Source organism: Rhizobium tumorigenes (assembly GCF_003240565.2).
GTDB lineage: Bacteria > Pseudomonadota > Alphaproteobacteria > Rhizobiales > Rhizobiaceae > Rhizobium > Rhizobium tumorigenes.
Map to the genome: position 1 here is coordinate 474,905 of NZ_CP117255.1, position 14,909 is coordinate 489,813.

Sequence of the window (14,909 nt, forward strand, 5' to 3'; positions counted from 1 at the left end):
GTGGAACAGAGACGCTGTCCTATAGCCGGTAAATGCGGGGTGGCAAATATAGAAGGCTGCCGTTTGATATGCCGCCGATAAAGGGCCATCCTCTTCGCATGACGATTCTGATTTCAAACAGCGACGCCCGCCGCGTCTTCCTGGCCCGTCAGGGGCTGGCGACGCCACCCAACCGCGCGCTCGACAAAGCCGGGCTGCTGCAACTGATCAAGGACATCGGCTTCGTCCAGGTCGACAGCATCGGCACCGTCGAGCGGGCTCATCACCAGATCCTGTTTTCCCGCAACCAGACCTATCGCCGCGAGCACCTGACGGAGCTTCTGGAAAAGGACGGTGCGCTGTTCGAGCACTGGACCCACGATGCATCCATCCTGCCGAGCGATTTCTTCGTCTACTGGAAGCACAAGTTTCGCCGCGAGGATGCCGTGATCATCGAGCGTTGGCGCAAGTGGCGGGGCGAGGGGTTCGAGGCTGCGTTCGAGGAAACTTACGAGCGTGTCGCCAATGGCGGCGCGATCATGGCGCGCGAGATCAAGGCGGACGGCCATGTCTCGGGCGGCTGGTGGAATTGGCATCCGAACAAGACGGCGCTGGAATATCACTGGCGCACCGGCAAGTTCGCCATCGCTGGCCGCCGCAATTTCCAGAAGATCTACGATCTCGTCGAGCGCGTCATCCCCGCCGAATTCCTGGCTGGAGAGGTCGACAACGAGGCCTTCGTCGACTGGGCTTGCCGCAGCGCGCTGCAGCGCCTCGGCTTTGCCACGTCAGGCGAGATTGCCGCCTTCTGGAACCTGCTGACGCCCCAGGAGGCCAAGGCCTGGGTCGATGCCCACGGCCAGGAACTCTGCGAGGTGCTGATCGAACCGGCGCTCGGCGGCAAGCCGCGTCCTTCGGTTGCTTTCGCCGGTTTCGAAGAGACCCTCAACGACCATCCGGAGCCGCCGGCCCGCCTGCGCGTGCTCAGCCCCTTCGATCCGGCTCTTCGCGACCGTGATCGCACGCAGCGCCTGTTCGGTTTCTTCTATCGTATCGAGATCTTCGTACCAGAGGCCAAGCGCGAATATGGCTACTACGTCTTTCCGCTGCTCGAAGGCGACCGGCTGATCGGCCGCATCGACATGAAGGCCGATCGCAAGGCCGGTACACTGGAGGTCAGGCGCCTATGGCTCGAGCCTGGCGTGCGCGCCTCCAGCGGCCGGCTCGAAAAGCTCGCGTCTGAACTGGAGCGCATCGCCCGGTTTACCGGCGTCGAGCGCGTGGTGCTGCTCGACGGCTGGCGCGGCTGACGCTGTCCGTCCCTCTCTTGCTCATACGCCTGGGCGCGCAGAAGCGCGCCGCAGTCTTGTCAGGTGACCTCAGCAGATCTCGGTTTGGGCGATCTTGATGCCGAAACCTTCGAGCCCGACATAGTGGCGCGAGCGCGTCGTCAGCAGCTTGATCGAGGTGACGCCAAGATCTTTCAGGATCTGCGCGCCCAGTCCGATTTCCAGCCATTCGCTGTCGCGGGTCTGGGCTTCGGCATGGGCCTCGCGATCTTGACGTGCCTTGCGGCCATTGTCGTGATGACCGACGCCGACGGAGCCTTCGCGCAGGTAGACGATGATGCCGCGGCCCTCGTCAGCGATCTTCTTCATATAGTGCTCGACCGGGCGGCCCTTGCCGAAGACATCGCTGGCAACATTCTCCGGATGCAGGCGCACGGGCACATCCACGCCGTCCCGGATATCTCCGAACACGACGGCGAGATGCTGCATGGTATCCCATGGCAGCGAATAGGTGTGGGCGCGCGCCTTTCCGAAGGCGGTCTCGATGTCGAAGCTAGAGCCGAGTTCGATCAGCGTTTCCTTGCGCTGGCGATAAGCGATGAGGTCGGCGACCGAGATCGACTTGAAGCCATGGGTTTCGGCAAAGGTCGACACCTGCGGGCCACGCATCACGGTGCCGTCGTCGTTGACGAGTTCGCTGATGACGCCGATGGGTGGCAAGTTCGCCAGCCGGCATAGATCGACGGCAGCTTCCGTATGGCCGGAGCGCATCAGCACGCCGCCTTCGCGGGCGATCAGCGGGAAGATGTGGCCGGGGCGGACGAAATCTCCGGGGCCAACATTCGGGTTGGCGAGGTTGCGGACCGTCAGGTTGCGGTCATCGGCCGAGATACCCGTCGTCGTGCCGTGCTTGAAATCGACGGACACGGTGAACGCGGTGGTGTGGGCCGAGTCGTTTTCCGCCACCATGGCGTTGAGGTTGAGCCGCTTTGCTTCCTCGCGCGGCATCGGCGTGCAGACGATACCGGAGGTATGACGGACGATGAAGGCCATCTTTTCCGGCGTGCAGTGGACAGCGGCGACGATCAGGTCGCCTTCGTTCTCGCGGTCGTCGTCATCCATGACGACGACGATTTCGCCGGCTTCGAAAGCTCTGATGGCATCGACGACGCGCTTCTGGTCGTAGGGCATGGAAACGTCCTTATGTCAGCCGGCCGGTCTGGCCTCGGTCTCTCAGATAATGATCGGCGATTGCACAGGCAACCATCGCCTCGCCGATCGGCACTGCGCGGATACCGACGCAAGGGTCATGGCGGCCCTTGGTGCGCAGGTCGACATTGCGTCCGTCCTTGTCGATCGTCTGGCGTTCGGTGAGGATCGACGAGGTCGGCTTGATGGCGAAGCGGGCAATCAGCGGCTCGCCTGTCGAAATGCCACCCAGCACGCCGCCGGCGTGGTTGGAGAGGAAGATCGGCTTGCCGTCATTGCCCATCCGCATCTCGTCGGCATTTTCCTCGCCGCTGAGTTCCGCTGCCGCAAAGCCATTGCCGATCTCGACGCCCTTGACGGCATTGATCGACATCAGCAGCGAGGCGACATCCTGGTCGAGCTTGCCATAGATCGGCGCGCCGAGGCCGGCCGGAACGCCTTCGGCGATGACCTCGACGACGGCGCCGATAGACGAGCCGGCCTTGCGGATGGCGTCGAGATAGTCTTCCCAGACGGGCACGATCTCCGGGTCGGGCGCAAAGAACGGGTTCTGGTCAACCTGTGCCCAGTCCCAGTTGTCCCGGTTGATCTTGTGCTTGCCGATCTGCACCAGTGCGGCGCGCACGGTGACGCCGGGCACGACGAGGCGGGCAATGCCGCCGGCCGCAACCCGTGCTGCCGTCTCGCGGGCAGAAGAGCGGCCGCCGCCGCGATAGTCGCGGATGCCGTATTTCAGGTCGTAGGTATAGTCGGCATGGCCGGGACGATACTGGTTGGCGATCTCGCCATAATCCTTGGAGCGCTGGTCGGTGTTCTCGATCAGCATCGAGATCGGCGTGCCCGTGGTCGTCATGGTGACACCGTCATCGTCCAGCATCACGCCGGAGAGCACCTTGACGATGTCGTCCTCGCGCCTCTGGGTCACGAACCGCGATTGGCCGGGCTTGCGCTTGTCCATCCAGACTTGAAGTTCGGCCAGCGTGAAGCGCAGCCCCGGAGGGCAGCCGTCGACGACGCAGCCGAGCGAGGGCCCGTGGCTTTCGCCCCAGGTGGTAACGCGGAACAGGTGACCAAACGTATTATGCGACATGGGGAACGACCGGATTGCCTTTGGGCCTGCCTGTCAGTGCGACGGGCGCGGCTTGATCTTTGAATTGCGGCACACTCTTAGGACAAAATCATGCCGAGGCAAAAGGCTTTCTTTGCCAGAGAACTGTTGGAGAAATACAATCTCGAGCACTTGCGGAGGGGCATGCCACTTGTTGCAGCATGCCATCATCGTCGCAAGCCAGGCGCTGCAATCATAGTTTGAAGTGCCGTGGCCGTGACCGATTGCGAAATTGCCTTACCCGTCGTCGTTTGACGTTTGTCGACAAAGCCTGCCGCTGGTTAATCCGAACTTAATGAAATGCTTAAAGACGATTCATCATTAAGGCGGTAAAAGCCTTTGTTACGAGCAACTTCAGCCATATTCGGAAGGCTATTGGTCAACATCAGAACGACCGAATTTGGAAGAGGTTGGTAAAATGCGATTCTTTGTTGCCACATTATTGGCCACAGCCAGCTTTCTTGCGCCGGTTGCAGGCTTTGCCGAAAGCGCCGACGTCGAGGCCATCATCCGGAAGGTCGATCTGAAGAACCGCAGCCTGACGCTGGACGACGGCAAGACCTACCAGGCCCCGCCCAGTTTCGACTTCAACGGTCTCGAGGTCGGGCTCAAGGTTATCGTCTTTTATACCGAAGTCGACGGCAGGCGCGTTATCAACGATTTGGATATCGTCTAGCGACAGGCGGCAGGATCAGTCGATCCAGCCGATGGTCCTGTCCTGCAGTTCGATCCTCAGGATCTTGTCCTGGGGTATCTCGCCCTCGGCCGCTTCTTCCTTCGGAATCTCGGCGACGAGGCGGAACAGCGAGCGTATGACGCCGCCATGGGCGACGCAGACGGTCGGTTTGTCGACGGATTGCAGCCACGAGCCGACCCGCCATGACAGGATCTCGTAGCTCTCGGCATTTTCGCCCGGCGGGATGAAGTCCCATTTGCTGGTATTGCGCTCGACAAGTCGCTCGGGCTGGGTGATCTTCAGTTCTTTGAGGGTGGAGCCTTCCCAGGCGCCGAACGACACCTCGACCAGCCGCTCGTCGGTGCGATAATCCTCGGGCGGGAGCCCCATTGCCGCACGAGCGATTTCCATCGTTGCCCTCGTCCGGGCAAGCGGGCTTGCCACGTAGTCGAAATTCAACGCTTCATCACCGAGCAGGGCAGCCAGCGTCAAACCGTTGACGCGGGCCTGCTCGCGGCCGATATCGTTGAGATCGATGTCGCGCTGGCCCTGAAGCCGGCGCTCGGCGTTCCAGTCCGTCTGGCCGTGGCGGATGACGTAAAGCGTCAAAAATGCATTCCTGTCTGAAATCAGTCCTTGATGACGGAAATATCCGGCGCATCGACGGCCTTCATGCCGACGACATGATATCCGCTGTCGGCGTGATGGATTTCGCCGGTGACGGAGCGCGACAGGTCGGAAAGCAGGTAGAGGCCGACATCCCCGACTTCCTCGATGGTCACGGTGCGACGCAGCGGTGCATTGTACTCGTTCCACTTGAGGATATAGCGGAAGTCACCGATGCCCGACGCGGCCAGCGTCTTGATCGGTCCGGCCGAAACGGCGTTGACGCGGATGTTCTTCGGTCCGAGATCGACGGCCAGGTACTTGACGCTGGCTTCGAGTGCCGCTTTGGCAACGCCCATGACGTTGTAGTTCGGCATGACCTTTTCGGCGCCGTAATAGGTGAGTGTCAGCATGGCGCCGCCATCGGTCATCAGCTTTTCGGCGCGACGGGCAATCGAGGTGAACGAAAACACCGAAATCTGCATGGTCTTGGCAAAGTTGTCGGCAGACGTATCGACGTAGCGGCCGGTCAGTTCGTCCTTGTCGGAAAAGCCGATGGCGTGCACCACGAAATCGATCTTGCCCCAGAGCTGTTCGACATTTTCGAACACGGCGTCGATGGTGGCTTCGTCGGAAACATCGCAATGGCCAGCCAGATGACCGCCGATTTCGGCTGCCAACGGCTCGACACGCTTCTTCAGCGCATCGCCCTGATAGGTCAAAGCAACCTCGCCGCCCTGCGCATGGATTGCCTTGGCAATTCCCCATGCGATAGAGCGGTTATTTGCCACGCCAAAGATGACGCCGCGTTTGCCTGCCATCAGGCCTGTTGCTTGAGCCATAGTCTGCTCCCTTGAACTTCAATCGACCCTGCCTATGGCATAGGCGGTTCGAGGGTTCAAGCTAGGCTAGCATCATCAACTGTTAGGGAACGTAATAAAGGGTGCTCGCGCTACCGAAATGTTACAGAAACAATCCATCCTTCATGCTGCGCATCAGATCCGTCATCTTGTGATCGGGTTTTTCCCAAAGCATCAACCGCAATTCGACCACCAGATCGCCTTTGCCGCCCTCGTCATTGGCAAGGCCTTCGCCCGGAATGCGGATGGTGTGATCTGAGCCGGACCATGGGGGCACGCTGACGGCAAGCCTGCCGCGCGGGCCCTCGATCGAAGTTTCCCATCCGAGTACGGCGTTTTCGATCGTCACGGGCAGGGTGGTGTGCAGATCGAAGCCCTTGACGCTGAACCGCTCGTGCGGTTCGAGATGCACGGTAACCGCCACGTCGCCCCGCAGCATGCCTTGCAGCTTCAGCCCTTGCCCCTTGAGGTGGACGACCTGGCCGTCGCTCATGCCGGCAACCGCCTGGAACCGCACTTCCTTGCCGTCGGCAAGCGGCACGGTGATCCACTGCGCCTTGATAATGTCGTCGAGCGTGATTCCGGCTTCGGCAGCAATCTCGGGGGCTTTTTCCTGAATCGGGGGAGCAGCTCCGGTGATGCGCCGGACGAGCGATGTCAGCATGCCGAAAGGCGGCAGGGCGATGATGGCTGCGAGGGTGCTTGTCGCAACCGCCGGCTCGGTCTCGGGGGGGACCGGCTCTGTAGTCTCCGGCTCGGGAGCGTCCGCCGCCTTCTGTGCCGTCGTCGGCTTTTCCGTCTGGGCTGCGGCGCGGGCACCAAAAATGCGTTCGACCATATCCTCAGCTGTCTCCGGGGCAGCGGTGCTATCGGCAGCCGGAGGCGGGGAGGCGGATGGCTGGGCGGCAGAGGCAGTCGCTGCTTTCTGAGCCTTCTGGGCGTTGGCGCGCTCCAGTTCTTCCATCAGCCGTTCGGCTTTGGCGCGGGCCACCTTGGCGCGTTCGTCGGCTTCGCGCGCGGCCTGGCGCTGCTGCATGATGGTCGGACCGTTGCCCTTGGCTGCTGACGACATATTGATCACCTGATCGTAGCGGCTGCGTTTCTTCGGATCCTTGAGGGTCTCGTAGGCGCGGCCGACCTCGGCGAACCGGGCCGTCGCCGTCGGGTCGTCGCGGTTGTGATCCGGATGGATGGCCTTGGCCATGGACCGCCAGGCTGCCTTGATCTCGTCCACGTCGGCGTCCTGTCTGACGCCTAAAGTCTTGTAAGGATCACGCATGTGTTCGATCGCCGCTTTTTGCTGGTACGCCACGTCAGACATGCCGTTCCCACTTCATTGACGCCTCGGTCGCTCCCGCCGAAGCGGAATCCGTGGCGTATATATTGTGATCCTGCGGGACAGTTGCTAATCAGGTGTTACGGTGGACGGTTAGCGGCCTGCGATCTCCGGCAATGGTTATTCATTCACTAAAAATTGGGGTAATAACGCACCGGACTGTTAAGGATGCGGGCGTGATTTGCCGATTTGACGCATTCGGCGCCTCTCGCGCGGGGTCCGGTCAACTCTTGAGCAGGACGGCCTATGCAGGAAATCTGGATCGACTATCTCAACGCCTTTGACGTCAAGGCGCTGGCCCTCACCGACGACGATATCCTCAGTGCCGTCTCGAAAGCCCTGGACGCGCAGGGGCGCGGCGACACCGTCATCGAACCGCGCGTCCATCTCGTGCCGGAAAGCTCCGACAAGGGGCACTTCAATGTGCTGCGCGGCTACGTCAAGGCGCTCGGCTATGCCGGCGTCAAGGTGGTCGGGGATTTCGTCCACAACTACAAGGTCGGGCTTCCCTCGGAGATGGCGGTGCTCAATCTCTTCGACCCGCAGACCGGCGTGCCCAAGGCCATTGTCGATGCTACCGCCATTACCGACATGCGCACCGGCGCCGTGACCGCCATCGGTGCGCGGCACCTGGCCCGCAAGGATAGCAAGATCCTCGGCCACATCGGCGCCCGCGGGACATCCTACTGGAACGTCCGTCTGCTGGACCACATCTTCGATTTCGACGAAATCCGCATCCATTCCCGCCGCCCGGAGAGCCGCGATGCCTTTGCCGCGCGTCTCGAGCAAGATCTCGGCAAGAAGATCGTCGTCACCGACACCTGGGAAGATTGCCTTGACGGTGCCGACATCATGATCGAGGCGAGCCGCCTGCCGGAACCGACACCGCTGTTCAAGACCGCCTGGGTCAAGAAGGGCGCCTTCGTCGTGCCCTACGGAACGATGAGCGCGCTGGAGTTCGATCTCACCGACATCATGGACAAGGTCGTCGTCGACGACTGGGGCCAGTGCGGTCCGGGCCGGCCCTATGGCGCGTTGCGCCGCCATGTCGACGAGGGCAAGGTCACGGCGGAAAACCTGCATGCCGAAATCGGCCAGATCGTCTGCGGCGCAAAGCCCGGCCGCGAAAGCGACGACGAAACCATCCTGTTCTGGCATCGCGGCCTGTCGACCACCGACATTGCGCTGGGGGCTGCCATGGTCGACAAGGCGCGGCGGCTTGGCATCGGCCAGCGCCTGCGCTTTGCCTGAGGATTGGAAGACATGGAGGTTGGCAAAGGCCAGGCAGGCGTGATCTTTGACCGCAGCGGCGGCAGTGTCGATGCCGTCTGCGCCATCGCCCGTCGGGAGGCCGCCGTCTCGGTCGAGAGCGGCGCCATCTCCGGCATCGACGCCGCCTATGCCTGCCTCGTGCGTCATGCCGCGCACGGCGAGGCCATCTACGGTGTCAGCACCGGCCTTGGTGCCGCCGTCGATACGCGCGTCGATCCGTCGGAGGGCTCCGGCCAGTGGGCTATAGCGCGCCCGCGGGCAGTCGGCGTCGGCCGGCTCGCAGAGGTCGCGGAAGTCCGGGTAATGATGGCGACCCGGCTTGCCCGCTTCTGCCTCGGCTATTCCGGCGTCTCGTCTCCTGTCGCCCTGACGCTCGCCGAAATGCTCAACCGGGGCATCCATCCCTGCGTGCCGATGACCGGCTCCATCGGCGAGGCGGATCTCGCGCCGCTCGCCCATATCGCCTTGACGATGTCGGGGGAGGGTGTCGTCCTCTCCGGCGAGGGCAAGCTCCAGTCGGGTGCCGAGGCCTTTGCGTCGGCCGGCCTGGATCTGCCCGCATTCGGCATCAAGGACGGCCTGTCGCTGGTTTCGTCGAATGCTGCATCTGTCGGGCTCGCCTGCCTGCTGCTTGAAGACATCAGGTACGTCTTCGATGCCCATGTCGGCGCAGTGGCGCTGTCATTCGAGGGTTTTCGCGCCAGCATTGATCCGCTCCATCCCCTTTCGGACCGTCTGCGGCCGGGCCCCTGCCAGGGCGAGGTGGGCGCCGCGATCCGCGCGCTGCTCGAAGGCGGCGATCTCGTTGCCGGCACCGGCGCAAGGCGACTGCAGGACCCCCTCAGCCTGCGCTGCGCACCCGCCGTTTCGGGCACGGCGCTGCATGCCTTCCGGGCGGCCTTTGCCGCCACCGAACTCGAACTTCGCTCCAGCGACGACAATCCGTCGGTCATCGCCGATCAGGACATCGTGCTCCCGACCGGCAATTTCGATCCGACCCACATGGTTCTCGCCTTCGATACGCTGGGCCTCGCACTTGCGCGTCTGGCGGCGATGGCGGCGGAGCGGATGATGAAGCTGCTATCGCCCGGCTTCTCCGACCTGCCGCGCTTTCTCGCCCCGGCGCAACCTGGCGCCAACGGCTTTGGCGCGCTGCAAAAGACCATCGCCGCGCTGACTGCGGAGATCGGCCATCTCGCCATGCCGATGCCATTCGTAGTGACGCCGGTGGCGGACCGCGTCGAAGACTATGCCTCAATGTCGATGTCTGTCATCGACAAGACGAGGCAACTGGTGGCGAAGTGGCGCTATCTGACCGCCATAGAGCTGATCGTCGCCGCCCGTGCCGTCGATCTCAGGGACGGCATCGTGCTTGGACACGGCGCGCAATCGCTGTTTGAAAACATTCGCGCCGTCGTGCCCCCGCTCGTCGCGGATCGCTCCTCGAGCGACGATATCCATGCGCTCGCCGACGCCATAGAGGCGGCCAAGCTTCTTCCGCAACAGGCACCAGGTAACGCAACAGCTTAGTTACAAAAGAAACGCCGCCGTAAAGTCTCGGGTAAGCTTACGCTGCTACAATAAACAATCCTATTCGATCTGACGCAAGCTGTGGGGCCACGCGATCATGACATCGACCTATCAGAGCTTTACGCTCGATACCCGTAATATGACGTCGACGTTGTCGCGAGTTTCCTCGCAGACGACGACCAAGCGCGACATCGACTATTACAATGCCCATATCGGCAATGTGAAGACGCTCGACGATCTCATGGGCGACTACCAGCTCTACAGCTACGCCATGAAAGCCTATGGCCTGGAAGACTTCACCTATGCCAAGGGCTTCATGAAGAAGGTCTTCTCCAGCGACCTCAGTGATGCCACCAGCTTTGCCAACCGCCTGAACGACCCAAAATACAAGCAGATTGCCGCCGCCTTCAACTTCGGTGCATCGGGCACGCCGGCGGCGCAGACGGCAGCGACCTCGACGAAGATGTTCGGGGCAGCTGCCACCAAAACGACCGATGCTTCGATCGGCCTCTACCAACAGTCCTTTGCCACGGAAGAGGCCGCGGCGAAGACCGAGACGGACTATTACGACGCCAATATCGGCTCCGTCAAAACAGTCGACGACTTGCTGAAAAACACCCGCCTCAGGGACTACGTGCTGAAGGGCTACGGCATCGATCCGACCAACGTCTCGAACAGCTTCCTAAAGTCGATGCTGACGAGCGACCTCAGCGATCCCGCGAGCTTCGTCAACGTCAGCGGCAGCGCGGCGGGCAAGGCGATCACCGCGCAGTTCAACTTCAATGCCGACGGCACCATCGCCACCACGACGGCCGATGCGGACAAGGCCTACTACGAGGCAAATATCGGTGCGGTGAAGTCGGCGACCGATTTCGTCTCCGACCGTCGGCTTTTCGACTATGCCAAGGCAGCCTTCGGCGTCGCCTCGAAAGTCACGGACGTGCAGTTCGCGGCATCGGTAGCCGACGCTGCCACGGCGGAACGATACGGTCTGACCTCGACGCTGGCGCAATTCAACTTCCAGGCGGATGGAAAGGTGGCCGATGGCGCAGTGATCCAGACCGCCGACCAGATCAGCACGACATCTGCAAACTATGTCGCCCAGTATAAAAGCCAGGCCCAGACCCTCGGCCAGCGCTCGGCGGTCATGGACGCCTACAACGACACGGTCCCCACCTTCGTTACAGGCGCCGGTGCGGCCGACGATGCCGCTTATTACAAGGCCAACATCGGTTCGGTGACGTCTGTCGAGGAACTGACACACAACAAGCGGCTTTTCGACTATGTCAAGATTGCCTACAATCTAGAGGGGCTCGACGGGCAGGCGACGGAAAATACACTGCGCTATGACTTCGAGACGGCTATGGAAGACCCGACCTATGCCAAGCTAATCGGCTTTTCCGATGTGGTCGCGCAGTTCAACTTCCAGTCCGACGGCACCGTCGCAGCCGGCACACAGGCCCAGACGGCCACCCAGCTCGCAGCCGCGACAAAATCCTACACCACCAACTACAAGGCGGAACAGGCGGCAATCACCGTCGATGCCGTGGCCAACTACAAGACCCGCATTGCGGCTGTGAAGACCATCGACCAGTTCTTTGCGAGCAACGCCACCGCCGACAAGAGCAAGACGAACGACAATCTTCCCGAGCTCTACCAGATGGCTTTGCGCTCCTACGGGATCGGCGAGACCGAAATCTCCAAGGGCCAGATGAAGAAGATCATGGAGAGCGATCCCTATGATCCGAAAAGCTATGTGAATACCCTGAAAGACGACCGCTTCGTCAATCTGGCAAAAGCATTCAATTTCGACAGCGACGGCAAACTGAAACTGCCAGTCACGGCTCTCTCGACGACGCAGATCAACGCCTACATCTCGGAATATTCCAAGGATACAAAGCGTGGACTGACTGGCCCCGCTCTCACCAAGGCGGTCGCCCAGATTAAGACCGACGCCACCTATTTTGCGACAAAGATGGCCGATGTCACCAACCTGTCCGACTTCCTGAAGGACAGCAAGCTGACGAACTTCGTGCTGACGGCCAACGGCCTCGATCCGAAGAAGATCACTGCCGACACACTCAAAAAGGCATTCACCTCGGATCCCGCCAAAGCCAACAGCTTCATCAATACTGCGGCGGGCGCGCAATTGAAGCCCATCGTCGATGCGTTCAACTTCGGCATCGACGGCAAGCTGGTCGACACCAAGCTGGGCTCGGCGCAGAACAAGGGCGCCCTGGATTCGACGAACGACCTCTATCTTCATCAGACCCTGGAAAAGCAGGAGGGCGAAACCAATGACGGCATCCGGCTCGCGCTCTATTTCCAGCGGCAGGCGCCTGCCATCAATTCCGTTTACGACATCATGGCCGACAGTGCGCTGTATTCGGTGATCACCACCACCTACAGCCTGCCAAGCGCCATTTCATCCATGGATGTCGATGCGCAGGCTAAGCTCCTGAAGAAATTCATCAACATCGACGACCTGCACGACGGAAAGAAATTGAACAAGCTGCTGCAGCGCTTCTCGGTGGAATACGATCTGAAGAACAACAACACCGGATCGTCGTCGGCGCTCTCCATCCTGCAGCCGTCCGGATCCTTCGGCGTCAGCGCAGACACGTTGCTGTCGATCGCACAGCTCAAGCGCGGCTAGTCTTATCAAGGGATAGGCGGTCGCGGTCCACAATCCGCAAGGGCTCGGCCGCGCCGTTGCGTGGCTCGACCCGGTCGGCTAGCCCTGTGGCTGGAAAGCCAGAACCTGCCACTCGTTGTCGCCGACAAGGCATGTCTTGCCGTAGAAGTTCGCGATCCCGTCATAGGCATGGCGAGTTGTGCGGAATTGCCGGCAGACCTGGCCGGTCGCATTGTTTTCGACGATCGTGTCGATCACGCCGGCGCTGCCGGTCGAGGCATTGGCCCAGGCCAGAGGCTGGCCCTTGAGCTTGCTGAGATCCGCCGATGTCACGGCGTTGCGCACAGTGACTTCGTCGGACACCGTATCGGATGCAGGCGGCGTCTTCGAAACGGCACCTGTGGTCACCGACCTATCCACCTTGGCGGAGCTGAAAACATCCATTCCGCCGGTGGTGCATCCGGTAAGCGACAGAAGAGCTACGCCCGCAGCAGCGATGATGCCGCGCTTTGACAGCAGGCCCTTTGTATAGACTGTCGATCTTGCTATGACTTCCACCGTATATTGCTAGCCAGACAAAACTGGACACTTTGATTAAAATCCGGAGCGCTTAACCAATATGTCGGAAAACGAGTTAACAAGCAGTGACTTCACCCTGCAAAACGAGCCTTTTGTGCTGTTTTCGAGCTGGTTGGAAGAGGCGCACGCCTCTGAGTTGAATGATCCGAATGCGGTTGCGCTGGCAACGGTGGATGAAGATGGTCTGCCAAACGTCCGCATGGTCCTCCTGAAGGGTTTCGATCACCAAGGATTCGTATTCTATACAAATTTCGAAAGTCAGAAAGGCCAAGAACTGCTTTCGGCGAAAAAAGCGGCCATGTGCTTTCACTGGAAATCGCTGCGACGCCAGGTGCGGTTGCGCGGTCCCGTCGAGGTGGTGACCAACGAAGAGGCCGACGAGTATTTCAAATCCCGGCCGCGCGGAAGCCGAATCGGCGCCTGGGCGTCGAAACAGTCACGGCCGCTGGAAAGCCGGTTCGCGCTGGAAAAGGCTGTCGCGGAATTTACGGCGCGCTACGCCATCGGCGAAATCCCGCGTCCCGAAAACTGGTCCGGCTTCCGCATCCGCCCGCAGTCGATCGAGTTCTGGAAAGACGGAAAGTTCCGGCTTCACGACCGTATTGAGTTCCGCCGAACGGCCGAGGATGCGGCCTGGGACAAGGTACGCATGTATCCCTGACCGGTCATCCCTTTCCGATCATCCGCATGGGAATGCCGGAAGCCAGAGCCTCGACGTAACGGGGCTTCTGGTAATATCCGTTCAGGGAAATCCGCGGCAACAGCGTCATCGGCGCTGCTGCCGTTGAAGGCACGGTCCCCGGTCGCGTCGTCACGCCGACGGTAAAGCCAAGGCTCGCCGCGATCTGTCCCTCGCGCGCCGATACCGCGCTGGCTGTGCCGTAGGGGTAGGCAACCGTGGTCGGGCGTCGGCCGGTGATGGCCGCCACATAGTCTGCCGATTCGCGGATCTCGAAGGCGACTTCCGCGGGGCTGAGCCTTGCGAGCGCCCGATGGCTGACCGTATGGGCGCCGAGCGACACCAGCGGGTGGCGTGCCAGCGTCTGAAGCGCGCCAAAATCCATGATCAGCGCGCGCACGATCTCCAGCGGCTGGATGCCTTCATCCTCTGCCAGCCAGTCGATGGCCGATACTGCCTCCATCTCGTCTGTTCCCTGCACGAAAGCTGCAAACCGCTCGAAGGCCAGTTGCTTTTGCGCGAGGTCGCCGAGGTCAAGCCGTTCTAGGCCCCGGCCGAAATCGAAGGCCAGCGTCTCGCGCTCCCTGAGGAGAATGGAAAGCGTCTCCCACCACATGCTGTGGGTTCGTTCGGAAAGCCCCTTGGCAACGAAGATCGTCACCGGCACGCCGTGCCGCTCGAACACGGGCAAAGCATGCTCGACATTGTTGCGGTTGCCATCGTCCAGCGTGAATGCGGCAAAGCGGGTGGCCCCGCCAGCGGCTATGCGTTGCGGCAGTTCGTCGAGGGCCACGAAGATCCGACCCTCGGCCTTCAGTTCGCGGATTGTCCGGTCGAGAAACTGCGGTGTGATTTCAAGGTGCCGGTTCGGCGCGAAGGGGAGGGGACTGTACGGTCGCACGTGGTGAAGGGTGAAGATCGCGCCGACACCGGCGGCCGCCTTCATCGCCCCGAGCGATTTCAGCAGCAGGGCAACATCCAGACCTGCGCCGACAGCCGTCCGCTTGAGCCGGCGTCGGAGCTCTAAGCTGATGAGGTTTGCCATGATGTCGGTCCGGCTCTGGGGTCATGGCCAGGTTCGGCCGCGTCCAGAATAGGCCGATGCCACTTAACCCTTGCTAAATTATGCTTAAATTCCTCGATATTAACCT

At 61.3% G+C, this 14,909-nt stretch carries 13 protein-coding genes; 6 read left to right on the top strand and 7 right to left on the bottom strand.

Annotation, left to right across the window (positions count from 1 at the left end; all coding sequences use genetic code 11):
- The first annotated feature begins 98 nt into the window (after nucleotides 1–98).
- Complete coding sequence (locus tag PR017_RS02315; RefSeq protein ID WP_111217925.1) at nucleotides 99–1,289, top strand: winged helix-turn-helix domain-containing protein; 1,191 nt, start codon at nucleotides 99–101, stop codon at nucleotides 1,287–1,289.
- Between the two features lie 69 nt (nucleotides 1,290–1,358).
- Here PR017_RS02315 and ribB read toward each other — a convergent pair whose 3' ends face one another.
- Nucleotides 1,359–2,459, bottom strand: a complete 1,101-nt coding sequence (gene ribB, locus PR017_RS02320; RefSeq protein ID WP_111217745.1) for a 3,4-dihydroxy-2-butanone-4-phosphate synthase — start codon at nucleotides 2,457–2,459, stop codon at nucleotides 1,359–1,361.
- Nucleotides 2,460–2,469: 10 nt separating this feature from the next.
- Entirely contained in the window at nucleotides 2,470–3,567 is a 1,098-nt protein-coding gene (aroC, locus tag PR017_RS02325) for a chorismate synthase (protein ID WP_111217747.1), read from the bottom strand.
- A 436-nt stretch (nucleotides 3,568–4,003) separates the two neighbouring features.
- Here aroC and PR017_RS02330 point away from each other — a divergent pair, with 436 nt between their 5' ends.
- Nucleotides 4,004–4,261 carry a DUF1344 domain-containing protein gene (locus PR017_RS02330; protein ID WP_111217749.1) on the top strand — a complete coding sequence of 86 codons (258 nt, stop codon included), beginning with the start codon at nucleotides 4,004–4,006 and terminating at the stop codon, nucleotides 4,259–4,261.
- Between the two features lie 15 nt (nucleotides 4,262–4,276).
- Here PR017_RS02330 and PR017_RS02335 read toward each other — a convergent pair whose 3' ends face one another.
- From PR017_RS02335 to PR017_RS02345, 3 genes are all read right to left on the bottom strand, one after another.
- Nucleotides 4,277–4,870 (bottom strand): histidine phosphatase family protein, encoded by a 594-nt coding sequence (locus PR017_RS02335; protein ID WP_111217751.1) that lies wholly within the window; start codon nucleotides 4,868–4,870, stop codon nucleotides 4,277–4,279.
- A 20-nt stretch (nucleotides 4,871–4,890) separates the two neighbouring features.
- Nucleotides 4,891–5,709, bottom strand: a complete 819-nt coding sequence (fabI, locus tag PR017_RS02340; protein WP_111217753.1) for an enoyl-ACP reductase FabI — start codon at nucleotides 5,707–5,709, stop codon at nucleotides 4,891–4,893.
- Between the two features lie 121 nt (nucleotides 5,710–5,830).
- Nucleotides 5,831–7,006: a DnaJ C-terminal domain-containing protein gene (locus PR017_RS02345; protein WP_111217927.1), complete on the bottom strand. Its 1,176-nt coding sequence runs from the start codon at nucleotides 7,004–7,006 to the stop codon at nucleotides 5,831–5,833.
- Nucleotides 7,007–7,309: 303 nt separating this feature from the next.
- Here PR017_RS02345 and PR017_RS02350 point away from each other — a divergent pair, with 303 nt between their 5' ends.
- The 3 genes from PR017_RS02350 (at nucleotide 7,310) to PR017_RS02360 (ending at nucleotide 12,521) form a co-directional block, all read left to right on the top strand.
- Entirely contained in the window at nucleotides 7,310–8,314 is a 1,005-nt protein-coding gene (locus PR017_RS02350; protein ID WP_111217755.1) for an ornithine cyclodeaminase family protein, read from the top strand.
- 12 nt (nucleotides 8,315–8,326) lie between these two features.
- Nucleotides 8,327–9,865, top strand: coding sequence for an HAL/PAL/TAL family ammonia-lyase (locus tag PR017_RS02355; protein WP_111217757.1), 1,539 nt, complete (start codon nucleotides 8,327–8,329; stop codon nucleotides 9,863–9,865).
- 97 nt (nucleotides 9,866–9,962) lie between these two features.
- Nucleotides 9,963–12,521 carry a DUF1217 domain-containing protein gene (locus PR017_RS02360; RefSeq protein WP_111217759.1) on the top strand — a complete coding sequence of 853 codons (2,559 nt, stop codon included), beginning with the start codon at nucleotides 9,963–9,965 and terminating at the stop codon, nucleotides 12,519–12,521.
- Nucleotides 12,522–12,599: 78 nt separating this feature from the next.
- On the opposite strand, the gene PR017_RS02365 is transcribed toward PR017_RS02360, so the two are convergent.
- Nucleotides 12,600–13,058: an RT0821/Lpp0805 family surface protein gene (locus PR017_RS02365; RefSeq protein ID WP_111217761.1), complete on the bottom strand. Its 459-nt coding sequence runs from the start codon at nucleotides 13,056–13,058 to the stop codon at nucleotides 12,600–12,602.
- Nucleotides 13,059–13,119: 61 nt separating this feature from the next.
- Here PR017_RS02365 and pdxH point away from each other — a divergent pair, with 61 nt between their 5' ends.
- Nucleotides 13,120–13,740 (top strand): pyridoxamine 5'-phosphate oxidase, encoded by a 621-nt coding sequence (gene pdxH, locus PR017_RS02370; RefSeq protein WP_111217763.1) that lies wholly within the window; start codon nucleotides 13,120–13,122, stop codon nucleotides 13,738–13,740.
- A 4-nt stretch (nucleotides 13,741–13,744) separates the two neighbouring features.
- On the opposite strand, the gene PR017_RS02375 is transcribed toward pdxH, so the two are convergent.
- Nucleotides 13,745–14,791, bottom strand: coding sequence for a polysaccharide deacetylase family protein (locus PR017_RS02375; protein WP_111217929.1), 1,047 nt, complete (start codon nucleotides 14,789–14,791; stop codon nucleotides 13,745–13,747).
- Between the last annotated feature and the right edge of the window lie 118 nt (nucleotides 14,792–14,909).